Origin of the sequence: Hymenobacter sp. BT559, from assembly GCF_017571525.1 — a bacterium.
Classification (GTDB): Bacteria; Bacteroidota; Bacteroidia; order Cytophagales; family Hymenobacteraceae; genus Hymenobacter; species Hymenobacter ginsengisoli.
Map to the genome: position 1 here is coordinate 389,217 of NZ_JAGETY010000003.1, position 24,926 is coordinate 414,142.

Sequence of the window (24,926 nt, forward strand, 5' to 3'; positions counted from 1 at the left end):
GCATCTTTGCAGGCTAGTGCCCTTTCCTATTTGTCATGCTCGACCAGGTTCGCCAATTCATTACCGAGAATTCTCTTTTCAACCTCGAAGCCGACACCGTGCTGGTAGCCGTGAGTGGCGGCCTCGACTCGGTGGTGCTGCTCGACGTGCTGCACCAGCTAGGGGTGCAGCTAGCCGTGGCGCACTGCCACTTTGGCCTGCGCGGTGCCGAGGCCGATGCCGACGAGCAGTTTGTGCGCAAGCTGGCCAAGCAGTACGAGGTGCCCTACTTCGCCGAGTTTTTCCAAACCAAAGCCTTTGCCGAGCGCGAGGGCATTTCGACCCAGATGGCCGCCCGGCTGCTGCGCTACCGCTGGTTTGAGCAGGTGCGCGAAACCAATGGATACGCCGTGGTCGCCACGGCCCACCACCGCCGCGATGCGGCCGAAACGATGCTGCTCAACCTGACGCACGGCACGGGGCTGGCGGGCCTGCACGGCATTCAGGTTAAAAACGGCCACGTGGTGCGCCCACTGCTGGCCTGCGCCAAAGACGACCTCTACGATTACCTGGTTGAGAATCGCCTCATCTGGCGCGAAGATGCCTCCAACGACAGCCCCGTGTACCAGCGCAACCGCCTGCGCCAGCAGGTGCTGCCGGTGCTGCGCGAAATCAACCCCAACCTCGACAACACCCTGGCCGCCACCGCCGAGCGCGTGGGCGGCGCCGAAGAAATAGTGCGCCGCTACGTGCAGGACACCGCCGCGCAGGCCCGGCGCGATGCCCCCGAGGCTACGTACTTCAGCATAGCCACGCTCCAAAACACGGCCGCTACGACCCTGGTGCTGCACGAGCTGCTGCGGCCCTTTGGCTTTTCGTGGCCCGTGACCAAGGAAATCGTGGCCAGCCTGGGTGGCCTCTCGGGCAAGCAGTTTGACTCGCCCACCCACCGCCTAGTGAAAGACCGCGACCAGCTCGTGATTACGCCGCGCCGGCTAGCCCAGTATGGCACCTTTCAGCTCGCTGAGGGCCAGGAAGACCTACTGGCCGATGGCCTGCGCCTGCGCGCCACCTACCACGACGGCGCCGACTACGAGATTCCGCGCTCACGCAGCACAGCGGCCCTCGATATCGACAAGCTTAAGTTTCCGCTCACGCTGCGCCGCTGGCAGGAGGGCGACTGGTTTATGCCGCTGGGCATGAAGGGGAAGAAGCACCTCAGCGACTTTCTCATCGACCAGAAAGTGCCGCTCAACCTCAAAGACGACGTGCGCGTGCTGACCTCAGCCGATGGTAAAATCTGCTGGGTGGTGGGCTTCCGGGTTGATGACCGCTTCAAGGTGGAGGAAGAAACAACCCGCGTGGTGGCCGTGCAGCGGCTGTGAGTGTTGCCTAAAGTAATGCTGCCATATAGCAGCCGCGGGGCTTTAGGGTGTACTTTTACCGCGCCAGACTTGCTGGCAACGTTCCCTCCTACCCTTCATCCATTCCCATGAAAGTTACCGTAGTTGGGGCTGGCAACGTGGGCGCTACCTGCGCCGACGTGCTCGCCACCCGTGAAATTGCCAACGAAGTTGTATTGGTTGACATCAAGGAAGGCTTCGCCGAAGGCAAAGCCCTCGATATCTGGCAGAAAGCCCCCATCATCGGCTACGACACCCGCACCGTGGGCGTAACCAACGACTACGCCCGCACGGCCGGCTCCGACGTGGTAGTGATTACCTCGGGCCTGCCCCGCAAGCCCGGTATGAGCCGCGACGACCTTATCGCGACCAACGCCGGCATCGTGAAATCGGTGACCGAGCAGGTGGTGAAATATTCGCCGAACGCCATCATTATCATCGTGAGCAACCCGCTCGACGTGATGACCTACCAGGCGCACCTCACCGCCAAGCTGCCCCGCGAGAAGGTATTCGGTATGGCCGGCATCCTCGACACGGCTCGCTACCGCGCCTTCCTAGCCGAGGCCCTGAACGTGAGCCCCAAAGACATTCAGGCCGTGCTGATGGGTGGCCACGGCGACACCATGGTGCCGCTGCCCCGCTACACCACCGTAGGCGGCATCCCGGTTACCGAGCTGATTGACAAGAACAAGCTCGACGCCATCGTGGAGCGCACCAAGAATGGCGGCGGTGAGCTGGTGAAGCTCATGGGCACCTCGGCTTGGTATGCGCCTGGCGCGGCGGCCGCCCAGATGGTAGAAGCCATTGTGCGCGACCAGCGCCGCGTGTTCCCGGTGTGCCTTGAGCTGCAAGGCGAGTACGGCATCCACGGCGTGTACCTCGGCGCCCCGGTTATCCTGGGCAAAAATGGTATCGAGAAAGTAATTGAGCTGCAGCTCAACGACGAAGAAAAAGCTCTGCTCGAAACCTCGCGCGGCCACGTGAAAGAAGTAATGGATGCCCTGGATAAGATGAGCGCCCAGCCGGCCGCTTAATTTTGCCGATGGTTTTCTAAGTAAAATCCGAAAAGCGGGTGGCCTAGGCCGCCCGCTTTTTTAGTTTTATCCCGCTCATGGCGCCTACTTCTTCGACTCTGCTCATTCAAACCGCCTTTATCGGCGACGTCATCCTGGCAACCGCCCTAGTCGAGTACTTGGCTAAACGCGAGCCAGGCGAGCCCCTCGATGTACTGGTGCGGCGCGGCAACGAAGGGCTACTAGTTGGTAATCCACACATTCGGCGGGTACTCATTTGGGATAAGAAGAACCGGAAATACCCCAACTTGCTGCGCCTGCTAGGGCAGATTCGGCAAGCGAAATATGGCCGGGTGGTCACCTTGCAGCGGTTTGCCAGCACGGGCTTTCTCACGGCTTTTTCGGGGGCTACAGAGCGAGTAGGCTTCGCCGAAAACCCATTTAGCCGGTTTTTTACGCGGCGCGTGCCGCACATTATCGGCGACGGCACCCACGAAGTGGCGCGCAACCTGCAACTGCTGCCCGAGGCAGTCATCACTCATCCGTTGCCCCAGCCGCGCCTCTACCCTAGCCCGGCCGATGAGGCTACTGCCGCGCCCTACGCGGCCGTGGGCGACTACGTGTGCCTGGCGCCCACCTCGGTGTGGTTTACCAAGCAATACCCCGAAGAAAAGTGGCTGGAGCTGCTGGCCGCGCTGCCCGCCAGCCTGCCGGTGTACCTGCTCGGCGGCCCGCCCGACGCGGCCGCCTGCGAGCGGCTGGCCCAGGCGGCCAGCCGGCCGGGGCTGGTCAATCTGTCGGGCAAGCTCTCGCTGCCAGCCTCGGCGGCACTCATGCGCGGGGCCGTGCTGAACTATGTCAACGATTCGGCACCGCTGCACCTGTGCTCGGCCGTTGATGCGCCGGTGTGCGCCATTTTTTGCTCCACGGTGCCCGCGTTTGGGTTTGGACCCCTGAGCTCGTTTTCGCGGGTGGTCGAGCACCCGGGGCCGCTGGCCTGCCGGCCCTGCGGCCTGCATGGGCACGCGCGCTGCCCGCTAGGGCACTTCCGCTGCGCCCGCGAAATCGACACGGCGCAGCTGCTGGCAGTGCTGGCCGAGGCGCGGGCCTGGCGGGGCTAGCCACGCGTTGGTAACCTGGCCGGCCGCCAGCATCAAATCAGGGCGCTTCTGCGTAGTGCATTGGCATGGACCACCTCTATCGCCTCATCGCCCAACACTGGCACCTCACGCAGGCGCAGTACACCCAGTTGCACCTCGTAACCTCCGTGCTGCTAGGGCCTTTGCTGGGCGTCTTATTGGTTATATTCTTACTTCTAAGACGCCGGAAATCCGAGGCATCTACTACCGAGTAGCCGACCACTGGTAGCGCATGGCTTCGCTAGTGGCTCAGCTGCTCCCACAGTGCCTGCATGCTCAGCCCGCCCATTACGGCCACTACAACCCAGCCGGACAGCAGCATCCAGCGGGGGTGGCGATACGCACCCATAAGGCGGGGGCTAGCGGCCGCTACCAGCACGATGGCTAGCGCAATGGGCAGTATCAGCCCATTGACGGCACCCGCAAAAACCAGCAGCTGCGTGGGCTTACCGATGGACACGAAGATGCTCGTTGACAGCACGATAAACACCGAGATGCAGGCCCGCTCGTAGCGCGCAAACACGGGGTGAAAGGTCTTGAAAAACGACACCGACGTGTAAGCCGCGCCCACGACCGACGAGATGGACGCGCTCCAGAAAATGACCCCGAACACCCGGAAACCCAGCTCGCCCGCTGCCGACCGAAACACGCTGGCCACCGGATTGTCGGGGGCAAGCGCGGCGCCGTGGCTCAGCACGCCCACGATGGCCAGAAACAGCACGAACCGCATCAGGGTTGAAATAACAATGCCGCTCACGGCGCTGCGCGTCACTACTGCCTGGTTGTCAATACCCTTAATGCCCGCATCTAGCAAGCGGTGGGCGCCCGAAAACGTGATGTAGCCGCCCACCGTGCCGCCCACGATGGTAACGATGGCCGCCGCGCTCACCTTAGCCGGCAGCACGGTGTGTTGCAGCGCTTGCAGCAGCGGCGGGTGCGCGCTGAAGGCAATACCCAGCGTGAGCAAAATCTTGACGGTGCCCAAAATCTTGGTGAAGCCGTCGAGCATTTTACCCACCTCGCGCACCCAAAACAGCAGCAGCGCCACCGCGCAGCTAATCATCGCCCCCTGCTCGTAGGAGAGCCCCATGAGCACGTTCAGGCCCAGCCCGCAGCCCGCGATGTTGCCGATGTTAAAGGCGAAGCCGCCCAGGATGACCATTGCGGCCAAAAAGTACCCTAGCCCCGGGAGCAGCCGATTGGCCAGGTCCTGGGCCCGCAGCTCGCTTACTGTGAGCACGCGCCAGGTATTAAGCTGGGCGCCCACATCGAGCACCACCGACACGAGGATGACGAAGCCGAAGCTCGTGAGCAACTGCTGGGTAAAGACGGTCGTTTGGGTCAGAAAGCCCGGCCCGATGGACGAATTGGCCATCAGGAAGGCGGCGCCTAGGCTAGCCCCGCCCCAAGTGCGAAACTTCGGTTTCATCGGCCGCTGGGGGCTGGGGCGGGGGGCACCGCGCCGGTAGCCTGCACCGTCACGTTGGCCTCGGCCAGCGCCGTGCGCAGCTGCCGGGCAAATTCCAGAGCGTGGGCACCGTCGCCGTGCAGGCACACCGTATCGGCCCGAATGGCTACCTCCGGGCCCTGCTGGGTGCGTACCCAGCCGCCCTGCACCATGCGCAGCACCTGGGCAATAGCCGCCTCGGAGCTGGTGATGAGCGCGTCGGGCTGGCGGCGCGGCGTGAGCGTGCCGTTGGCCTGGTAGGTGCGGTCGGCAAATACCTCGTGGGCCGTGCGCAGACCGATTTTCTCGCCGGCCTTGGTCAGCTCGGAGCCGGCCAAGCCGTAGAGTGTGAGCTCGGGCTGCACTTTGTAGATGGCTTCGGCGATGGCTTCGGCCAGGGCGGCGTTGGTGGCGGCCATGTTGTAGAGCGCGCCGTGGGGCTTGAGGTGGTGCAGCTGCCCACCCTCGGCGCGCACCACGGCGGCCAGGGCCCCTAGCTGGTACACCGTCATGTCAAACGCCTCTTCGGCCGAGATATCCAGGTTGCGGCGGCCAAAGCCTACTAAATCGGGCAGGCCGGGGTGCGCCCCGATAGCCACGTTGTGGGCCAAGGCGCGGCGCACGGTCTGGCGCATCACGCCAGGGTCGCCGGCGTGAAAGCCGCAGGCGATGTTGGCGGAGGTGATAAAAGGCATGATTTCGGCATCCTGGCCCAGCGTCCAGGCGCCGAAGCTTTCGCCCATGTCGCAGTTTAAATCGACGGTAGCAGCTAATGTCATAGAAGCGATTTTAAGTGAACAGCCCGCGCCAACGCGCGCAATCGCCGTTCCTGCGCAAGATACAGCGCCTGCGCCTCGGCCAATGTTGCTAGTTGAAACCGTAGCCGCGTGCCCGGCAGCGCCTGCGCCAGCTTCCCAAGGTCGGCTGAGATAACCTGCGCCAGGCGCGGGTAGCCGCCGGTGGTTTGGCGGTCGGCCAGCAGCACAATGGGCTGACCGCCCGCAGGCACCTGCACCGTGCCAAACGTGACGGCGCTCGACAGCAGCTCGGTGGCCGTGGCGCGGGCTAGCGGCGGGCCGCTGAGCCGGCAGCCCATGCGGTCGGCCTCGGTCGTGACGCTAAAGTTTTCCTCCCAAAAAGCCCGCTGGCTTTCGGGTGCGAACTGCGCATACTCCGGCCCCGGCAGGGCGCGCACCACCAGCGGTGCGCCGGGGCTAGCCAGTGGCGAGGCGGGAGCATACCATCGGGCGGGGGCTCCGCTGGCGGGGGCTTCAGGCCTTAAGCTTTCGAATAATCGCCGCCCAATGGTTGACCATTCCCCTACCGGCAATTCATCCCCAGCCTGCAAGGCACGGCCCGCTAGCCCGCCCAGCCCGGCGCGCAGGTAGGTGGCACGGCTGCCCAGCACCACGGGTACCGCCACGCCGCCCGCCACGGCCAGCCAGGCGCGGCCGCTAGCTTTCGGCCTGCCAAAAGCCAGCACAGCACCCGCCCGCACCGCTACCGGGCGGCCCAGCGGCACTGCCTGGCCGTTGAGGCTGGCGACTAGGTTGGCTCCGGTGAGGGCTAGCAGGGCATCGGCTTCGAAGCGGAGCGTGGGGCCTTGTAAAGTTATTTCGAGGCCCGCCGCGCCAGGCGGGTTGCCCACCAGCAGGTTGGCGGTGCGCAAGGCTAGTGCATCGAGCGCGCCGCTCACTACCAGCCCGGTGTGTTGGTAGCCGAGGCGGCCTTCGTCCTGCACGGTAGTCAGCAGACCCGGTTTGAGAACGCTAATGGACATGGGCCAGGCGCTGAAATTCTACTTCCGAAATTGACACGAAGCGCAGCCGGTCGCCGGCCTGTAGCAAGCTGGGTTGGGCCCGGCCAGGGTCAAACAGCCGTAGCGGCGTGCGCCCGATAAGCTGCCAGCCGCCCGGCGTAGGCAACGAGTAAATCCCGGTTTGGGCGCCCGCAATGCCCACTGCGCCGGCCGGCACCAGCGGCCGGGGCTGCGCCCGGCGCGGGGTGGCTAGCCCCGCATCGAGCCCGCCGAGGTAGGGAAAGCCCGGCGCAAAACCGACCATATACACCAAGTATTCGGCCTGGGCGTGCCGGGCAATTACCTCCTCGGGCGAAAGCTGCGCGTGGCTAGCCACCAGGCCGAGGTCGGGGCCGAAATCGCCGCCGTAGCACACCGGAATCTCTACCAGCGGGCCGGGCACGTAGGCGGTCGCCGCAGCCTGGGCGGCGGGCAGCAGCCTTTGCAAATAGCTGGCTACCTGCTCGTAGGGAAGCGCTTCGCTAGCCTGGCTCAGCACCCAGGGGTCGTAGTACACGGTGAGCGTGGTAAAAGCCGGCACTACCTCGCGCAGGCCGGGCAGCGGGCGTTGGGCGAGCACCTTCCGGAAAGCCTGGATGAGCTGGTGCGTGGCCGGGGCAATGGCCTGGCCCAGCTCCAGCACCACGGCCGCATCGCCGAGCGGGTAAAGGCGCACGAGCGGCAGAGAATCAGCCATGCAGCGAACTGGTTACTTTTGAGAGATTCATAACTTATTCGTCGGGCTGCCGACGGAAGCATCTTGTTGGGTTAGCGCAGGGCTAGCCGCGTAACACCGACCAGATACTTCCTCCGTCGGCCTGACGGCTTCCTGGTTTAAGTTCGCAGCTGTCTTTGCTTTCGCATGATTTCCACTTACCGTAAATATGGGGCGCTTGGCGGCCTGCTGCTGGCCGCCGCGTGCCAGCGCGCCACCTACCCCACCGCTAAAGCGGCCGATACTACCCTAGCCGCCCCCGTGGCCGCGCCGCCCGTTGTAGCTGGTGTGAGCCGCGAGCTGGCCGAATTTCGCAAGCAAACCATCACCCGCGTGGCCTACGACCTGCGCCTAGCTGTGCCTGGTAGCAAAGCCGACCCCGTGCGCGCCGAAGAGACCGTCAGATTCCGCCTGCGCGACGCCCGCGCCCCGGTGCAACTCGATTTTAAGGGGCAGGCTAGCCAGCTGCACACGCTAACAATCAACGGCCAACCGGCTACCATCGACTACCGCCAGGAACACCTCGTGCTGCCGGCCGCCGCGCTGCGGGTGGGTGATAATGAGGTAAAAATCAGCCTCGACGCCGGCGACTTGTCGCTCAATCGCAACGCCGACTACCTCTACACGCTGCTCGTGCCCGACCGGGCCCGCACGGTGGTGCCGGTGTTCGACCAGCCCAACCTGAAGGCCACGTTTGCATTGGCCCTCACGGTGCCGCCGGGCTGGAAAACGGTGGCCAACTCGCGCTGGGCGGGCACCGACAGCAGCAAAACGGTGCAGTACATTCCGTCCGACTCCATTAGCACATATCTGTTTTCGTTCGCGGCGGGCAAGTTCAAACGGGTAACGCAGCAGGTGAACGGCCGGGCTATGAATTTTCTGCACCGCGAAACGGACTCGGCCAAAATCCGGCTGAGTATGCCTGTTATTTTCCGGCTGCACGGCGAGGCGCTGAGCTTTCTGGAGAAGTACACGGGCATTCCGTACCCGTTTCAAAAGTTCGATTTCACGGCCATCCCCGACTTCCAGTACGGCGGCATGGAGCACGTCGGCAACATTGATTACAAGGCCTCTAGCCTGTTTTTGGACGAAGGCGCCACCAAGGACCAGCTGCTGGCCCGCCAGAACCTCATCGGCCACGAAACGGCCCACATGTGGTTTGGCGACCTCGTGACCATGCAATGGTTCAACGATGTGTGGATGAAGGAGGTATTCGCCAATTTCATGGCCGATAAGATGAACCCCGAGGCTTCGGCCGGCCCGGCGCAGCTGCTCAAGTTTGTTACCGACCACTACCCTGCTGCCTACGCTGTAGACCGCACTGCTGGGGCCAATCCCATTCGGCAGCCGCTGGAGAATTTGCAGGATGCGGGCTCGCTCTACGGCAACATTATTTACCACAAGGCGCCCATCATGATGCGCCAGCTGGAGCTGCTCATGGGCGAGCAGCCGTTTCAGGAAGGCGTGCAGGAGTACCTCAAGAAGTACGCCCACGGCAACGCCACCTGGCCCGACCTTATTACCATTCTCGACGCCCACACGCCCGCCGACCTCGCCGCCTGGAACCAGGTGTGGGTGAACCAGCCCGGCCGCCCGGTCTTCGACTACGAGCTGCCTGCGGGGGCTAGCCAGCTCGTTATCCGCCAGCATGCCGAGGATGGCTCCGAGCGCCTCTGGCCCCAGCAGTTTCGGGTACTGGCCATGTACCCAAGCGGGCCGGTAGAGATTCCCGTCAACATGACCCAGCGCGAGGTGACGGTGCCGCTGCCAACTGGCAAAGGCACCCCGCGCTACGTGCTGCTCAACTCGCAGGGTTTGGGCTACGGTGTGTTTCCGGTGGCGCCCCAGGCCGCCGACCACCTGGCTAGCCTCGCCGACCCGGTGGCCCGCGCCAGCACCTACATTGCGCTGTATGAGAACATGCTGGCCGGCCGCGGGCTGGCCCCGCGCCCGCTGCTTGACCGCTACCTAGCCCAGACTACCAGCGAAACCAACGACCTCAACATCAAGCTGCTCACCGGCCAGCTGAGCGCCATTTTCTGGCAGTTTTTAAAACCCGCCGAGCGCACCGCGCTAGCCCCGGCAATGGAGAAAGCCCTCTGGCAAGCCATGCTGACGCAGCAAAAGCCCGGCGAGCAAAAGCTGTATTTCAAAGCCTACCAAAGCATTGCGCTCACGCCAGCTGCCCAAAAGCGCCTCTACCAAATCTGGCAAACGCAGAAAGCGCCCGCGCTCGTGAAGCTGACCGAGGACGACTACACTGCCCTGGCCTTGGCCCTGGCCGTGCGCGACTACGCCGCCCCGCAGCCTATTCTGCCCCAGCAGCTGGCCCGCATTACCAACGTAGACCGCCGCCAGCGGCTGGAGTTTCTGATGCCCGCGCTCTCATCCGACGTGGCCGTGCGCGACCAGTTTTTCAACTCGCTCAAAGACGAGAAAAACCGCGAGAAGGAAGCCTGGGTGCAGAGCGCGCTAGGCTACTTGCACCACCCGCTGCGCCAAGCCACTTCGGAGAAATACCTGCCCGCCAGCCTCGATTTGCTGCAGGAAATTCAGCAAACGGGCGACATTTTTTTCCCGGCCGGCTGGCTGCAAGCCACGCTGGGCAGCTACCAATCGCCGGCGGCGGCGCGCACGGTGCGCGAATTTTTGGCGGCTCATCCAGCCTATAACCCGCAGCTGCGCAACAAGCTATTGCAGGCAGCGGATGACTTGTTCCGGGCCGAGAAATTGACGATGTAGCGCGGACTTTTAGTCCGCGAGTAACAGGCGCACTCACTCGCGGACTAAAAGTCCGCGCTACTGGCCGAACTTTGTCTCTTTCGCCGGTTATAGCATCAATGTCTGATTACCACCAATTCGAATATCCTAACGGCATCCGCCTTTTACATAAGGAAGTGCCGCATACCAAGATTGCGCACTGCGGCTTTTTGCTCGACATCGGCTCGCGCGATGAGCAGGCGCACCAGCAGGGGCTAGCCCACTTTTGGGAGCACATGGCCTTCAAAGGCACGCACAAGCGCAAGTCGTTTCACATCCTCAACCGCCTCGAAACCGTGGGCGGCGAGCTGAACGCCTACACCACCAAGGAGAAAATATGCTTCTACGCCACCCTGCTCAGCACCCACTTCGAGCGGGCGTTTGAGCTACTTACCGACTTGACCTTCAACTCGGTATTTCCCGAGCGCGAGGTCGAGAAAGAGCGCGGCGTGATTCTGGAGGAGATGAGCATGTACCAGGATGCCCCGGAAGATGCCATTATCGACGACTTCGACGCCGTTATCTATGGCGAACACCCGCTAGGGGTCAATATCCTGGGCACCCGTGAAAGCGTAAGCGGGTTCCAAACCGCTGACTTCCACGCTTTCTACAATGAGAACGTGCGCACCGACCGGCTGATTTTCAGCTCCGTCAGCAACCTGCCGTTCAAGGAAGTGAAGCGGCTGGCCGACCGGTTTCTGGCGCCCATTCCGGCCCGGCTGGGTCCGCGCGAGCGCCTGCCCTTCGACGGCTACGTGCGCCACGACCGCGTGGAAAAGCGCCCCATCACCCAGGCGCACTGCCTGGTGGGCGGCCCTGCCTACCCGCTCACCGACGAGCGCCGGGTGCCGTTTTTTATGCTCAACAACATCCTGGGCGGCCCCGGCATGAACTCACGCCTCAACCTGGCCGTGCGTGAGAAATACGGCCTCGTGTACACCATCGACAGCTCGTATTCGCCCTACACCGACACCGGTTTGTTCGGCATCTACTTCGGCACCGAGGCCAAGCAGCTCAACCGTACGCTGGGCCTGGTGCAGAAGGAGCTGAAGCTATTACGCGACAAGGAGCTGACCACCAGCCAGCTGCACGTGGCCAAAAACCAGCTCATGGGCCAGCTCGCCATGAGCGAGGAAAGCAACTCGGGCCTGATGCAGCTGCTGGGTAAAAGCACCCTTGACCTGGGCCGCGTAGAGCCGCTAAGCGAGATTTTCACGCGCATCGAAAACGTGACGGCCAGCCAGCTGCGCGAGCTAGCCAACGACGTGCTGGCGGAGGCCAACCTCAGCATTTTGCAGTACGTGCCGGAAGAGAAATAGCGCGGGGAATGGCGAAGTCAGCGTCCGTCTTCGGCCCGGTGCAGGGCATCGCGCCCGGCCACGAGTTTGCCAACCGCCTGGAGCTGTGGAGTGCCGGCGTACACCGCCAGACCCAGGCCGGCATCAGCGCGCGGCAGGGTGAAGGGGCCGAAAGCATCGTGCTCTCGGGCGGCTACGAAGACGACGAAGACCTGGGCGCGGTCATTATCTACACCGGCCGGGGCGGGCGCAGCGCCGAAAGCCAGCAGCAGGTAGCCGACCAAACCCTGACCGGTGCCAACCGCGAGCTAGCCTGCAACGTGCTCAGCGGCCTGCCCGTGCGCGTGACGCGCAAAGTAACCGAGGCCGGCCGCAGCTTCTACCGCTACGCGGGCCTCTACCGCATCGCCAGCTACTGGGCCGAAACCGGCAAGTCGGGCCACCGCGTGTGGCGCTTCCGGCTGGAAGAATTGACCGAGTGGGAAACTCCGCCGGAAGCTACCGGGTCAGCTACCACCGCGCCCGACCTGTTCACGGCTCAGGAGCCTGGCCCCGCCTACGGACCGGCCCCGCGCCGGCTGGCTACCACGTTGCGCCTGGTGCGCGATACGGCTGTAACACGCCAAGTGAAGCTGCTGCACGACTACCACTGCCAGGTGTGCGGCGTGCGGCTGGCTAGCCCCGCCGGGCCGTATGCCGAGGCGGCGCACATTCGGCCGCTGGGCGCGCCGCACCACGGCCCCGACACCCTAGCCAACGTACTGTGCCTCTGCCCCAACCACCATGTACTCTTCGACTTGGGCAGCTTCGGCGTGGCCGATGATGGGACGCTGCTGGGGCTAGCCGGCCAGCTGCGGCAGCACCGCCAACACCTGGTAGCTGCTGAGTTTCTGGCTTACCACCGGGTCCATTTTTACGAGCCGCAGGCCGGCGAGCTACCCTAGCGCCGCCATGCGTACTCCCCTTTTCGGCCACGTGGGCACGGCGCGGCCCGGCGACTTATTCGCCTCACGCCTCGACCTGTCTTTGCGCGGGCAGCACCGGCCGCCGCGCGCCGGCGTGTGTGCCACCGTGGCCCACGGCGCCGAAAGCATTATTCTGGCCGACCAGTATGAGGACGATGAGATTCACGACGACTACTTCTGGTATGCCGGCCACGGCGGGCGCGATGGCCAGACCGGCCGCCAGGTAGCCGACCAGGATTTCAACCACCGCAACCGGGCGCTGGCCCGCAGCCAGGAAACCGGCCGGCCCGTGCGCGTATTCCGGCGCATCGATGCAGCGGGCGCAGCCTGGCAATTTCGCTACGAAGGGCTGTGGCGCGTAGTAGCGCACGAATACGTGGCGGGCCGGTCGGGCTACCACGTGTACCGCTTCCGGCTGGAGCCGTGGTTAGTCTTACTATAACGGTTACAGCTTGGTCAGTAGCGCGGACTTTTAGTCCGCCAGTAAAAATTTTCATTCACTCGCGGACTAAAAGTCCGCGCTACTACCCCATCAAGTCAACTTGCATGACTGACAACGATATCCAAGCCTACGCCAACCAGCACACCGCGCCCGAGCCGCCGCTGCTGCACCAGCTCTGGCGCGAAACGCACTTGCAGCTCCTGATGCCGCGCATGGCGACCGGCCACTGGCAGGGCCGCCTGCTGAGTATGCTTTCGCACCTCATCAAGCCCAGCCGCGTGCTCGAAATCGGCACCTTTACCGGCTACGCTACTTTGAGCCTGGCCGAGGGGCTAGCGGCGGGCGGCCATCTGCATACCATCGAAATAAACCCCGAGCGCGAAAGCCGCATCCGGCGCTACGTGGCGGCGGCGGGGCTAGCGGAAGCCGTGACGCTGCACATCGGCGACGCACGCGATGTTTTGGCCAGCTTGGTCGGCGAAGTGTGGGACTTGGTCTTTATTGATGCCGACAAGCTCCATAATGCCCGGTACTTTGAACTCGTTATCAACCAGGTGTGCCCCGGCGGGCTGGTGGTAGTGGACAATGTGCTGTGGGGCGGCAAAGCCTTACCCGATTACCCCTTGAAAGCCAACGACCACGACACCCGTGCCGTACGCGCCTTTAATGCGCAAATGCGGCACGACCCGCGCGTGGTGCCGCTGCTGCTGCCCGTGCGCGATGGGCTGCTGCTGCTGCGCAAAGTGTAAAACCCGTTTGTCAGGGCTTCGCAGGCTTGCCCTGACAGACGTTAAAAACATCAGCTGAACTATGCGCTTTCTACTCTTCGCTGTCCTGGCTTGGCTTCTCACGTTTAGCGCTGCTGCCCAGAGCATTGTGCGCGGCAAGGTGCTCGATGGCAAAGACCAGAGCCCGCTCATTGGGGCCAATGCCGTGCTTATTCACCTGCCCGACTCGGTGCGCACCGGCTCGGCCGTGGGGCCCGATGGCAGCTTCGAGATAACGGGCGTGGCGCCGGGCCGCTACGTGTTTTTGGCTTCCTACGTGGGCTATAAAGACCAGCGCCAGCCCCTGACGGTGCCGGCCGGTGGCGAGCCCATCAGCCTCGGCACCGTGACCCTGGCCACGGGCGGCATAGCCCTCAAAACGGTGGTCGTAACCGGCCAGGCCGTGCAGCAAACCCAGCGCGGCGACACCACCAGCATCAACGCCAAGGCCTTTAAGGTGAACGTGGACGCCACCGCCGGCGACCTCATTGGCAAGATGCCGGGTATTGCGGTCGATGCCCAGGGCAAGACCCAGGCGCAGGGCGAGCAGGTGCAGCAGGTGCTCGTCGATGGCAAGCCCTTTTTTGGTACCGACCCCGATGCGGTGCTCAAAAACCTGCCCGCCGAGGCCATCGACCGGGTCGAGATTTTTGACCAGCAAAGCGAGCAGAGCCGCTTCTCGGGCTTCAACGACGGCAACACCCAGAAAACGCTGAATATTATCACCAAGCCGCAGTTTCACAACGGGCAGTTTGGGCGGGCCGTGGGCGGCATCGGGCCCGATGGCAACGACCGCGCCAACGGCACCAGCGCCACCAAGGCCCGCTACCGGGCCAGCCTCAACCTCAACGACTTTCACGGCAACCGGCGCACTACCGTGCTGGCCCAGAGCAACAACGTGAACGAGCAGAATTTTGGCACCGACGACCTGCTAGGGGTCATTGGCAACTCGGGCGGCGGAGGAGGCGGGCGCGGGGGCCGGGGCGGCGGAGGCGGGGGCAGCGGTGCCAACCCCGGCGATTTTCTGGTAAACCAGAGCGGCGGCATCAGCACCACTAACGCGGCCGGCCTCAACTACTCCAACTCCTGGAACCGCCAGCACACCCAGCTCAACGGCAGCTACTTCTTCAACCGCTCCAACAACACGCTCAACAGCACCACCAACCGGCAGTTTGTCAACGGCACACTGTACCAGGAAACGTCGCAGGCGAGCAGCCTCAACTACAACCACCGGGCTAATTTTCGCTTTGAGCAGCAGCTGGATACGGCCACTTCGCTGCTATTTCGGCCGCGGCTGTCGTGGCAGCAGAACGATGCCAACAACACCCTGCTCGGCATCACTTCCAACAACGGCCAGCCGCAGAGCCAGCTCAACACGCTGTATAATTCGGATAACCGGGGCATTAACCCCGGTGGCGACCTGCTGCTGCGCCGCCGCCTGGGGCAGCGCGCCGGCCGCACCATCTCGCTCAACATCACGGGCGCCTATACCAACCGCCAGGGCACTAACTACCTCAACAGCACCAGCGTAGGCGGCACCAGCGCCACCCTCAACCAGCGCAGCACCCTGGCTCAGAACAGCGGCAACATCGGCGGCAACCTGGCTTATACCGAGCCGCTAGGCAAGCAATCGCAGCTACAAGCCAACTACTCGCTCAACTACGCCCCCAATAACTCCGACAAGCGCACCTTCAACTTTGAGAGCGGCGACTATACCCGGCTCGATACGGCGCTGAGCAACGTGTTTAACAACTACTACCTCACGCAGGGCGGCGGGCTGAGCTACCGCTACAACACCCGCAAAATCCAGTTTTCGGCGGGCGTGAGCGCGCAGGTGGCCCAGCTGCGCGGCGACCAGACCTTCCCGATTGCCGGCCCGGTTGACCATACCTTCTGGAACATCCTGCCGCAGGCTATGCTCATGTTCCGGCCCGACCGCCAGCACAACCTGCGGGTGTTTTACCGCACCAGCACCAACGCGCCCAGCATCAACCAATTGCAGGCCGTGGTTAATAACTCCAACCCGCTGCAGCTGACCATCGGCAACCCGGACCTGAAGCAGGAGTACGCCCACAACCTGGTGGCCCGCTACTCGGGCTCCAACCCCGAGAAGAAGGGCAATTTCTTCGCCCTGCTCAGCGGCTCGTTTACCCAAAATCCGATTTCAAACAGCACCATCGTGGCTAGCCGGGCCACGGTGGTGCAGCCCGAAGGCACCAATCTGCGGGTGCTGCTGCCGGTCGGGGGCCAGCTTACCCAGAGCACCAACCTCTCGAACCAGTACTCGCTGCGCACGCTGGGCAACTACGGCAGCCCGCTATTTGGCTCCAAAATCAACGTCAACGCCTCGCTAGGGGGTAGTTTCAGCCAAAACCCAGGCCTGGTGAATGGCGGCCTCAACTACGCCCGCACGCCGGCCGCCACCCTGGGCCTGACGCTGAGCAGCAACATCAGCCAGAACCTCGACTTCACACTGTCGTCGAACTCGACCCAGAGCTACGTGCGCAACACACTCAATACCCAGCTCAATACCAGCTACTTCAACCAGCTTACGCGCCTGCGCCTGAGCTGGATAGTAGGGCCGGGCATCTCGTTCCAGACCGATGTGACGCACACCCTCTACCGTGGCCTGAGCAGCGCCTACAACCAGGATTACGTGCTTTGGAATGCCAGCCTCGGCAAGAAGCTGTTTCCCGGCCAGCGCGGCGAAATCAAGCTCTACGCCTTCGACCTGCTAGCCCAGAACCGCGCCATTCAGCGCAACGTGAACGTAGCCTACGTGGAAGACGTGCAAACTACTGTACTCCAGCGCTATTTCATGCTGATGTTTACCTACAACATCCGCTCGGCCAACATGACGGCCCTGCCCGAAGGCCCTGGCCAAGGAGAGCGCCGTGGGCGTGGCGGCTTCGACGGCCCGCCCGGTGGCGGCCGCCCCGGCGGCTTTCCGGGCGGCGGGGGTGGCGGTTTTGGCGGCCCGCCCGGGGGCTAGGGGGTTGGGTTAACTTTTATTGAATACAAGCCGCTTCCACCTGTCATTGCGCGCAACTCGAAGCAATTGTTCTTGAACAACCCTAGCCAAACGCCTGGCACGGGCATTGTTCGGGTGCGGTTGCTTCGCGTTGCGCGCAATGACAATCAGGGTGATACGGACGCTATATCAGTTTCCTTGTCTTAACTTGCCAACCGTAGGCGGCGTGGTACGTTGACTGGCATATCGTTATGAAAAAATTTTTCCCGGCCTTGCTGCTGGGGCTGGCCAGCCGCCCGGCGCTGGCCGTGGCTCCGCCCACCGTGCCCACTAGCCTCGACGTGGCGGGCCTGCACCTGACGCTAGACGACGAAGCCCGGCAGCTGGTCCAGGCCAAGGTAAACAGCCTCTGCCGCCACACCGCCTCGTTTGAGGCGCGGGTGGCGCTGGCTGAGGCTGCGTTTCCACTCATCGAGCGGGTGCTGGCCGAGGAAGGCGTGCCGAACGATTTTCGCTACTTGGTGCTCCAGGAAAGCGCCCTGCAGGGCAATGCGGAGAGCAACCACGGCGCCGTGGGCTACTGGCAGCTCAAGCGCGAAACGGCCCTGAGCCTGGGCCTGACTGTGAACGGCAGCATCGACGAGCGCCGCCACCTCACGGCCAGCACCCGCGCCGCCGCCCGCTACCTCACCCGCAACAACGCCACGCTGCACAACTGGGCCAATGCTCTGCTCAGCTACAACACCGGCCTGGGTGGCGTGCGCCCCTACACCCGGCCCACCGACGCCGATGCCACCGACATGGCCTTTACGGCCCGCACCAACCAGTACCTGCTCGATTTTATTGCCCAAAAAATAGCCTTCGAGCCGGTGTGCACCCAGCACACGGTGCCCTTTGTGCCGTGGCACGAGGTGCCGGCCGCGCCCGGCCAAACCCTGGCCGAGCAAGCCGCCGCCCTCACTGCCGACCCCGAGGCCGTGGTCCAGCTCAACCCCTGGCTGCGGGCGCGCACCGTGCCCCAGGATGGCCATGCCTATACCCTGCTCGTGCCCTTGGCCAACGCGCCCCTCGTGGCCGCTAGCCCGGCGCCGACTCCTATGCCTACCCTGCCGGCCGCCGCGCTGCCCGCCCCTACCTACTTGCGTATCAACGGTATAAAGGCCCTGCTGGCCCGCCCCGGCGAAACGGCTGCCGCCCTGGCCGAGCGCGGTGGGGCTAGCCTGGGCTTTTTTCTGAAAGTGAACGAGATGAGCGCGGGCGAGGCCCTCACGCCCGGCGAGCCCTATTTCTTCCAGCGCAAAAAGGAGACGGCCGAGGAAGACTACCACATAGTGAGGCCCGGCCAGACCCTGGCCGCCGTGGCCCAGCACTACGGTGTGCTGCGCCACGCCCTGCGCACCTTCAACCATTTGCCCAGCGATGAGGCCGTGCGGCCGGGTCTGGTGCTGTGGCTCAGCCACATTCGCCCGCGTAGCGTGGCCGCCGAGTACCAGCCCGTGCCGGGTGTGCGGCCCGTAGCGGTGGCCCGGCCGGTGACCCCTAGCACGCCCCCCACGGCGCCTTCGCCCCCCACTAGCCCGGCCGATGATATCAACGAGGAGCTTGCCTCCATTAACGACCTGCCGACCGAAGTGCCGGGGCCGCCAGTGCAGCCGCTGCCCACACCGCACCCGGCCGTAGTAGTGGCCAGCCCCGCTCCCCCTAGCCACCCAGTCGTGCTGGTGCCAGTGCCGGTGCAGCCGGTAGAGCGCCCCGCGCCCCACCCACCCACCGACCTTAGCCGCCCCTACCTAGTGGCGCCCGGCGAAACGCTGTATGCGCTGGCCCGGCGCGTGGGCGTGCGCTCCGCCGAGCTGGCCGCCTGGAACAACGTTTCGCCCACTGCGCCGCTGCGGGCTGGCCAACTACTGCACCTCACTCCTCCGCCCACCGAACCCGGCATGGGCGAAGTAGTCTACTCCACGCCGGGGCTGTACACGGTGGCCAGCGGCGATACGTTTTACAGCATTTCGCGGCGCTATAACTGCACCGTGGCCGAGCTGCTGGCACACAATGAGCGTGCCGCCCCCGTCTTGCGCGTGGGTGAAACGCTGCGCGTGCCCCGGCACTAAGAAACTAGTACCCCTAGCCAATAAAAAGCCCCGCTCATACTGCATGAGCGGGGCTTTTTATTGGCTAAATCAATGGCTTACAGCTTATTAAGTGCCACGGCGCGATAGGCCGCCGCCCGGCCCACAGACGCCTTCAGGTCGTCTTGCAGGGCGCGGCTGCTGAGCACCCGCGGGTGCAGGTCGAGCAGGGTACCATCTTCGGCGATAACTACGGCGCTCGGCAGGCGCTGAATGCCATAGGCCTGGCGCACGGCTTCGCGCTGGCCCGCGGGCACGTAGGCTTGCACCCCGCTCAGGGCGGGCTCGGCGCAGGCCACATTTTGCTGCCAGTTGGTCAGCGTCTCATCCAGGGCCGCCATTACGATAACGATGGGCTGACCAGCCAGGCTAGCAGTTACTTCTTTCAGGAAGGGAATTTCGCGCTGGCCGGCTGGAAAGCGGCTGTCCCAGAACATAAGGTACACCAGCTTGCCCCGAAAATCGGCCAAGGAAAGATTTTGGCCATCGGCAGTGCGGAGCGCCACCGGCGGAGCCGCACTCCCGATGGCAAACGACTGATTATCGGCCAGGTCAGTGCGTAGCAGCGCTACCCAGCCGGCGGGCGCCTGGGCCGTGGCGGCGTAGGTATTCAGCATGGCCTGGGCATGGGCCACGTGGCCCTGCCGGATGGTTTCAAGCACAATGCGCCCTAGCACTACGGGCCGCGCCTCGGCGCGCAACAGCTTATCGGCCAGCTGGTAGCAGGTAGGGTAATAATCGGGGCTAGTGGGCAGGTGGCCAGTGGTGCGGGCCTGGTAGTGTACGTAATCCAGTAAAAAATCCTGGTAATGCTGGCTGGTCACTGCCAGCTCATTGCCGGGCAGCAGGCCGGGCTCTTGCAAAAAATTATAGTAGTCGGGCGAGAGGTTGATGCGTGGCTGACCGGCCACGGTCTGCTCGCGCAAGTCGGCGTACGTAAGCCGGTCTTCGGCGTAGGCATAGGCAATGTCGGCCTCGGCATAGGCCGTAAAAGCGGGGGTAAAATTGCCCCGGCGGCTAGCCTGCTTCAAAAGCGTGCTTTCGTGGTCGCGCCGGTAGTCCAGAAAGGAGAGAAAGCCTTTTTCCAGCAGCTTGATATTCTCGGGCAGCACCTGGTAATCTTCGTTATTCAGGTACTTACGGCTCAGCTCTTGCAGGTAGTTATTAGCGGCGGCGGCCGGGCGGTGGGCGTTACCATCGCCCGAGTCAAAGCTGCCGGTGGCGGCCAGGTCGGCGGCGTCGCCATGCAGCGCCAGCACGTCGCCGGGTTCTAAGAACACAGGTACTTCCTCGTCGCCATAGCTGAGCTGCGCCAGTGTGGGCCGCGTAATCGGCACTGAGATGCTGAAATCGCCGTTGGGCTCGACGTGCACGGCGCGCTGCTGCTCGTGGGTGGCCAGCGGCTGGCTCCACCAGCTTAGCAGCAGCTTTTCAGTACCGGTGTTTGCCAGGCGGCCGCGCAGCTCGGCAGTAGTTTGGGCTACTACAGGAGTAGCCAGAAGGCTCAGCCCTGTCAGCCAAAGGATTAGTGCTTTCATGCGAGAGAGTGAGTGAATCTGGCAAACAAGAAATCCCATTAATTGTTGCTTTCGTCCTCTACGCCAATCGTACGCCCCACGTTCCCGGCGCCGCGCATATCCAAAATTGTCGCCAGCTTTGTGCTCTTAAACCCTTCCCTAGCCCCATGTCGCAGCACAAAGAAGTCAAGCTCGTAACCACCCACCAAATGCTGGCCATGAAGCAGCGGGGCGAAAAAATCTCCATGCTCACGGCCTACGACTACTCGATGGCCCAGATTCTGGACGGCGCCGGCGTGGATGTGCTGCTCGTGGGTGACTCGGCTTCCAACGTAATGGCTGGCCACGAAACGACCCTGCCCATCACCCTCGACCAGATGATATACCATGCGCAGAGCGTGGTGCGGGCCGTAAAACGCGCCTTCGTGGTGGTCGATATGCCCTTTGGCTCGTACCAGGGCAACAGCTCGGAGGCGCTGCGCTCAGCCATTCGCATTATGAAAGAGAGCGGCGGCCACGGCATTAAGCTCGAAGGCGGCGCCGAGATTAAGGATAGCATCGTGCGCATCCTCACGGCCGGCATCCCCGTGATGGGCCACCTCGGCCTCACGCCCCAAAGCATCTATAAATTTGGCACATACAATGTGCGCGCCAAGGAAGAAGCTGAGGCTAACAAGCTGATTGAAGATGCCCACCTGCTTCAGGAAATCGGCTGCTTTGGGCTGGTGCTCGAAAAAATACCCGCCGCGCTGGCCAAGCGCGTGGCCGAGGAGCTTACCATCCCGGTTATTGGCATTGGCGCCGGGCCCGATGTAGATGGCCAGGTGCTGGTGGTGCACGATGTGCTGGGCATTACCAAAGAGTTTAAGCCCCGCTTTCTGCGCCGCTACGCCGAGCTGCACGATGTGATGACCGAAGCTGTGCAGCACTACGTAGCCGACGTGAAGAGCCGCGAGTTTCCGAGCAAGGAGGAAGGCTATTAGGTCTGTCCCTTAATCTCTTTCCCTCATGCCCCGCCATTCTGTAGAGTAGCGGGGCATTTTATTTTCTTACGTAGTACGCAACCTATTTCAGGAATAGTTTTTCCACCGCACCTTTGCTTTGCAAATCAAAGTTCTTCGTAGTATGGAACAGCCTCCGTCCCCACTTCTTACCCGCTCGGCCAGTTAGGCGCGCACCTCGGTTTCGCTCAAGCTCATCAGCATTGCGTTGCTGCTAGCCCTGTTGCTTATTCCGACGAGCATGGTCGAGTCGCTCATCAGTGAGCGGGCCAGCAACCGCGACAGTGCCACCGAGGCCATAAGCGCGCAGTGGGGCGGGGCGCAGCTCGTGCTAGGCCCGGTGCTGGTGCTGCCCTACACGGCCCTCGAAACCACCAACGGTCAAACCTCGGAGATGACCCATTACCTAAGCCTGCTGCCCGATACGCTCAGCAGCACCGGTACGCTAGCCCCCGAGCGCCGCCACCGGGGCATCTACGAGGCGGTGGTGTACCGGGCCAAGCTGCACGTGCAGGGCGTGTTTCAGGCGCCGCCGCTGGCCGACCTGGGCGTGGCGGCCTCCGCCGTGCGCTGGCCCGAGGCCTTTGTAGCGCTGGGCATTTCTGACCTGAAGGGTATCCGCAGCGGGCTGGTGCTGCGCTGGGATGGCCAGACGAAACCCTTTGAGCCGGGCCTGCCCACCGGCGAGGTATTGCCGGCCGGCTCGGCACCGGCTATCAGCTCGCAGGTAGAGGTAGTAGCCCAGGAGCGGTCGCGCTACTCTAAGTACCGAGAGGGCGACACGCAGGGCGAGGGTGCGGCGGCCAATGGCCTTAACGCCCTCGTGCCCGTGCCCGACGCGGCTGCCCTGGCCCAGCGCCACACCTTTGCCTTCGACCTCGACCTGAACGGCAGCACCGGCCTGCTGCAAGCCCCGCTAGGGCGCCAAACCACCCTGCACCTGAGCGCACCCTGGGCTGACCCAAGCTTTATCGGGGCGTTTTTGCCCGCACAGCGCACACTTACCGGCCAGCAGTTTACGGCCGATTGGAAAGTATTTCACCTCAACCGCAACTATCCCCAGCACTGGCGCTCGACCCAGGCGCGGCCCGACGTGGATGCCTCTACTTTCGGGGTGCGCCTGCTGGTACCCGTCAATGAGTATCAGAAAACTATGCGCGCCGCCAAGTACGCCTTGCTGCCGCTCGCCCTCACGTTCCTGGTTTTCTTTTTCGTCGAACTGCTCAATAAGCTGCGCATTCACCCTTTTCAGTATTTGCTGGTGGGGCTAGCGCTGGTTATTTTTTACGTGCTGCTGTTGGCGCTGTCCGAGCAAATGCCATTTAACGCGGCCTACGGGCTAGCTGGGCTCACTATTGTGGGGCTAGTAACAGCCTATGCGGCGGCGAGCTTCCGGCAGCGGCAAGCCACGCTGGCTACGGCTGGGGTGCTGGCTGTGGTCTACGGCTTCGTGTTCGTAGTGCTCCAGTTGCAAGACTACGCCCTGCTGGTGGGCAGCCTGGGGCTGGTAGTGGTGCTGGCGCTGGTGATGTTCCTCTCGCGCAATATCAATTGGTACAGCAACCTGGCCGAAGAGTAAAAGTGAGCGCGGGCGGCGTGCTGTTCATCGCGCCGCCCGCTTATCTTTGCCCATAGCAGCAGGTGCACCAGCGTCGGTGCCGAGGGCTTGCAACGCGCGTAAACGCCCCTTACCTCGGGGCTAGCGTGGCCCCTGCCGCCGCCATTAAGCCCGCCGTACCCAAGCGTGAACCGCCCCAATCTCTGGTCGGAGCAGAAAGAAATTCTGTTCGAAGACAACCATTTGCTCGTGATTAATAAGCCCGCCGGCATCCTGGTGCAGGGCGATGAAACCGGCGACGAGCCGCTCTCCAAAAAAGCTGAGGAGTACTTGAAATTCAAGTACAAGAAGCCCGGCGCTGCCTTCGTGGGCGTGGCTCACCGCATCGACCGTCCGGTGTCGGGTATTGTGGTGCTGGCCAAAACCAGCAAGGCGCTGAGCCGCTTGAATGAGATGTTTCGCGATAGCCAGATGAAGAAAACCTACTGGGCGCTCACCGGCAAGCCGCCGGTGCCCGAGCAGGGCAAGCTGGTGCACTGGCTGGTGAAAGACCCGATGCGCAACGTCACCAAAGCCTACACCGATAAGCACGGCCAGGGCCAGCGCTCGGAGCTGAGCTACGAGCTGCTAGGCCCCGCCGCCAACCGCTACCTGCTGCAAGTGAACCCCGTGACGGGCCGCCCGCACCAGATTCGGGTGCAGCTTTCGACCGGCCTGGGCACGCCCATCGTGGGCGACGTGAAGTACGGCTTCCTCAACCCGCTGCCCGACGTGAGCATTGCCCTGCACGCCCGCCAGCTCGAAATTCAGCACCCGGTCACTAAAGAGCAGCTGAAATTTGTGGCGCCCCTGCCCGACGCCCCGCACTGGGACGCCGCTAGGGCCTTCTACAACGAGCCAGCCAGCTAGGGCTGCTTAGGCGCCGGGCGGTAGTCGAGCCCGAAATTCTTGGCGTAGTCGGCTAGCGGCTCTAGGCCCACGCTGGCGCGGCGTTCGTCCACGTGCGCTTCGTCGGCAATGGGAAAAAATTCCATCTTGCCCGTCGCTTGATTGGTGTGCAGCTGGCTGCCGTAGAGTTGCGGCTTGTCCTGAAAAGTCAGCACCCGGTCTTCGACCAGGGCCAGGTTTTGCTTGGCCATCTCCCCTTTGGCAGCCGCCTGGCGCATCTGAGGCAGGTATTTCTGCATAGTAGCTAAGTCGGAGTGCTGAATGACGAGGAACGCGGCTAGGCTGCCCGAACGGCCCACCAGACTATTGCCCGGCCAGCCATACTGGTCGATGATGGCCGTGACGCGGGGCAGGTTGCGGGCATCGGCACGCTGCATCTGGCGCCACAAAGAGTCCATCTGGGGCGACTTGGGGCCATATTTTTCTTGCGTCGGCGCTATCTGGCGGCGCAGTCCTTGGTCCGATTCCAGAATTTCGGCCAATTCGCGCTTTAGCGGCTGGTTGAGCTTGGCTTCGGCCTGCGCCACACGGGCTTCGAGCTTGCGCAGCATGGGTTCCCAGCGTTTGTCAGCGTGCAGCGCGGTCAGGTCGCTGTCCGTTTTGAGGTGCGTTACGTCGTCCCATCCGGCCTCGGTAGCGCGGTCCAGGTTTTGAAAAGCTTTGGTAGCATCGCCCGCTAGGGCCCAGCTACACGCAGCATTGTAAAAGTCGCCCGCGGCAGGCTGGGCAGCTTTCACGCGAAAGCCTTCTTCGTAGCGCTGGGCCGACTCGCGGTACTGCTTGTTGTGATAAGCGGTGAGAGCCTGCCCGCGCAGCGTGGAAAAGGCGGCGGTTTGGGCCAACGCCGCTGTATTCCAGCACAGCCCCAGCGCAAGTAATAACGTGTTTTTCATCACCCTAAGTAACTCGTGATGGCCGCTGCTTAGTATCTGCCTTCGGCGGATTAGCCCACCCCTCTTGCAGTGTAACATTATGGCATTGTGCAAATCTGAAGGCATTCCGCCTAACCAACGGCCGTAATTTTGTCTTAACGGTTGAACTAAGCCCCTGGCGGATAGCTTGTGCGGGCGGGGTCT

Annotated in this window: 19 protein-coding genes and 1 pseudogene; 14 read left to right on the forward strand and 6 right to left on the reverse strand. The window is 63.2% G+C overall.

What is annotated here, in order from left to right:
- Positions 1–35: 35 nt before the first annotated feature.
- From tilS to J4D99_RS06265, 4 genes are all read left to right on the forward strand, one after another.
- Positions 36–1,364 carry a tRNA lysidine(34) synthetase TilS gene (tilS, locus tag J4D99_RS06250; protein WP_208130841.1) on the forward strand — a complete coding sequence of 443 codons (1,329 nt, stop codon included), beginning with the start codon at positions 36–38 and terminating at the stop codon, positions 1,362–1,364.
- Between the two features lie 107 nt (positions 1,365–1,471).
- Positions 1,472–2,416 (forward strand): malate dehydrogenase, encoded by a 945-nt coding sequence (mdh, locus tag J4D99_RS06255; RefSeq protein WP_208130842.1) that lies wholly within the window; start codon positions 1,472–1,474, stop codon positions 2,414–2,416.
- 77 nt (positions 2,417–2,493) lie between these two features.
- Positions 2,494–3,516, forward strand: a complete 1,023-nt coding sequence (locus J4D99_RS06260; protein ID WP_208130843.1) for a glycosyltransferase family 9 protein — start codon at positions 2,494–2,496, stop codon at positions 3,514–3,516.
- A gap of 65 nt (positions 3,517–3,581) precedes the next feature.
- Complete coding sequence (locus J4D99_RS06265) at positions 3,582–3,749, forward strand: hypothetical protein (RefSeq protein WP_208130844.1); 168 nt, start codon at positions 3,582–3,584, stop codon at positions 3,747–3,749.
- 26 nt (positions 3,750–3,775) lie between these two features.
- On the opposite strand, the gene J4D99_RS06270 is transcribed toward J4D99_RS06265, so the two are convergent.
- From J4D99_RS06270 to pxpB, 4 genes are read right to left on the reverse strand one after another with little or no spacing between them, the layout of a single operon-like run.
- Positions 3,776–4,963, reverse strand: a complete 1,188-nt coding sequence (locus J4D99_RS06270; RefSeq protein ID WP_208130845.1) for an NRAMP family divalent metal transporter — start codon at positions 4,961–4,963, stop codon at positions 3,776–3,778.
- Entirely contained in the window at positions 4,960–5,760 is an 801-nt protein-coding gene (locus J4D99_RS06275) for a LamB/YcsF family protein (protein ID WP_208130846.1), read from the reverse strand. Before J4D99_RS06275 ends, J4D99_RS06270 begins: the two co-directional genes overlap by 4 nt.
- Positions 5,757–6,761 carry a 5-oxoprolinase subunit C family protein gene (locus tag J4D99_RS06280; RefSeq protein WP_208130847.1) on the reverse strand — a complete coding sequence of 335 codons (1,005 nt, stop codon included), beginning with the start codon at positions 6,759–6,761 and terminating at the stop codon, positions 5,757–5,759. Before J4D99_RS06280 ends, J4D99_RS06275 begins: the two co-directional genes overlap by 4 nt.
- The gene (gene pxpB, locus J4D99_RS06285; RefSeq protein WP_208130848.1) at positions 6,751–7,476 is read right to left on the reverse strand and encodes a 5-oxoprolinase subunit PxpB; all 726 of its coding nucleotides are present in this window, start codon (positions 7,474–7,476) and stop codon (positions 6,751–6,753) included. The genes J4D99_RS06280 and pxpB overlap by 11 nt, the downstream gene beginning before the upstream one ends.
- Positions 7,477–7,641: 165 nt before the next feature.
- Here pxpB and J4D99_RS06290 point away from each other — a divergent pair, with 165 nt between their 5' ends.
- The 7 genes from J4D99_RS06290 (at position 7,642) to J4D99_RS06320 (ending at position 18,808) form a co-directional block, all read left to right on the forward strand.
- On the forward strand, positions 7,642–10,236 hold the full coding sequence (locus J4D99_RS06290) for a M1 family aminopeptidase (protein WP_208130849.1): 2,595 nt from the start codon (positions 7,642–7,644) through the stop codon (positions 10,234–10,236).
- A gap of 98 nt (positions 10,237–10,334) precedes the next feature.
- The gene (locus J4D99_RS06295) at positions 10,335–11,573 is read left to right on the forward strand and encodes a M16 family metallopeptidase (protein WP_208130850.1); all 1,239 of its coding nucleotides are present in this window, start codon (positions 10,335–10,337) and stop codon (positions 11,571–11,573) included.
- An 8-nt stretch (positions 11,574–11,581) separates the two neighbouring features.
- Positions 11,582–12,496 carry a YDG/SRA domain-containing protein gene (locus J4D99_RS06300; protein WP_208130851.1) on the forward strand — a complete coding sequence of 305 codons (915 nt, stop codon included), beginning with the start codon at positions 11,582–11,584 and terminating at the stop codon, positions 12,494–12,496.
- A gap of 7 nt (positions 12,497–12,503) precedes the next feature.
- Entirely contained in the window at positions 12,504–12,959 is a 456-nt protein-coding gene (locus J4D99_RS06305; RefSeq protein WP_208130852.1) for a YDG/SRA domain-containing protein, read from the forward strand.
- Between the two features lie 104 nt (positions 12,960–13,063).
- Positions 13,064–13,708 carry an O-methyltransferase gene (locus J4D99_RS06310; RefSeq protein WP_208130853.1) on the forward strand — a complete coding sequence of 215 codons (645 nt, stop codon included), beginning with the start codon at positions 13,064–13,066 and terminating at the stop codon, positions 13,706–13,708.
- Positions 13,709–13,769: 61 nt separating this feature from the next.
- Positions 13,770–16,718 (forward strand): TonB-dependent receptor domain-containing protein, encoded by a 2,949-nt coding sequence (locus J4D99_RS06315; protein ID WP_208130854.1) that lies wholly within the window; start codon positions 13,770–13,772, stop codon positions 16,716–16,718.
- Between the two features lie 230 nt (positions 16,719–16,948).
- Positions 16,949–18,808 carry a LysM peptidoglycan-binding domain-containing protein gene (locus tag J4D99_RS06320; protein ID WP_208130855.1) on the forward strand — a complete coding sequence of 620 codons (1,860 nt, stop codon included), beginning with the start codon at positions 16,949–16,951 and terminating at the stop codon, positions 18,806–18,808.
- 77 nt (positions 18,809–18,885) lie between these two features.
- Here the strand turns inward: J4D99_RS06320 and J4D99_RS06325 are convergent, their stop codons facing one another.
- Positions 18,886–20,364 (reverse strand): TlpA family protein disulfide reductase, encoded by a 1,479-nt coding sequence (locus tag J4D99_RS06325; RefSeq protein WP_208130856.1) that lies wholly within the window; start codon positions 20,362–20,364, stop codon positions 18,886–18,888.
- Between the two features lie 146 nt (positions 20,365–20,510).
- Between J4D99_RS06325 and panB the strand changes: the two genes are divergently transcribed.
- The 3 genes and pseudogenes from panB (at position 20,511) to J4D99_RS06340 (ending at position 23,811) form a co-directional block, all read left to right on the forward strand.
- Complete coding sequence (gene panB / locus J4D99_RS06330; RefSeq protein WP_208130857.1) at positions 20,511–21,326, forward strand: 3-methyl-2-oxobutanoate hydroxymethyltransferase; 816 nt, start codon at positions 20,511–20,513, stop codon at positions 21,324–21,326.
- Positions 21,327–21,534: 208 nt separating this feature from the next.
- Positions 21,535–22,923, forward strand: a pseudogene (gene creD, locus J4D99_RS06335) (cell envelope integrity protein CreD); the annotation flags it as partial.
- Between the two features lie 165 nt (positions 22,924–23,088).
- A complete protein-coding gene (locus J4D99_RS06340) occupies positions 23,089–23,811 on the forward strand; it encodes a pseudouridine synthase (protein WP_208130859.1) in 723 nt (240 codons plus the stop codon).
- On the opposite strand, the gene J4D99_RS06345 is transcribed toward J4D99_RS06340, so the two are convergent.
- Positions 23,808–24,743 carry a DUF6624 domain-containing protein gene (locus J4D99_RS06345; RefSeq protein WP_213019509.1) on the reverse strand — a complete coding sequence of 312 codons (936 nt, stop codon included), beginning with the start codon at positions 24,741–24,743 and terminating at the stop codon, positions 23,808–23,810. The two genes, J4D99_RS06340 and J4D99_RS06345, sit on opposite strands and share 4 nt — an antisense overlap.
- Positions 24,744–24,926 lie beyond the last annotated feature (183 nt).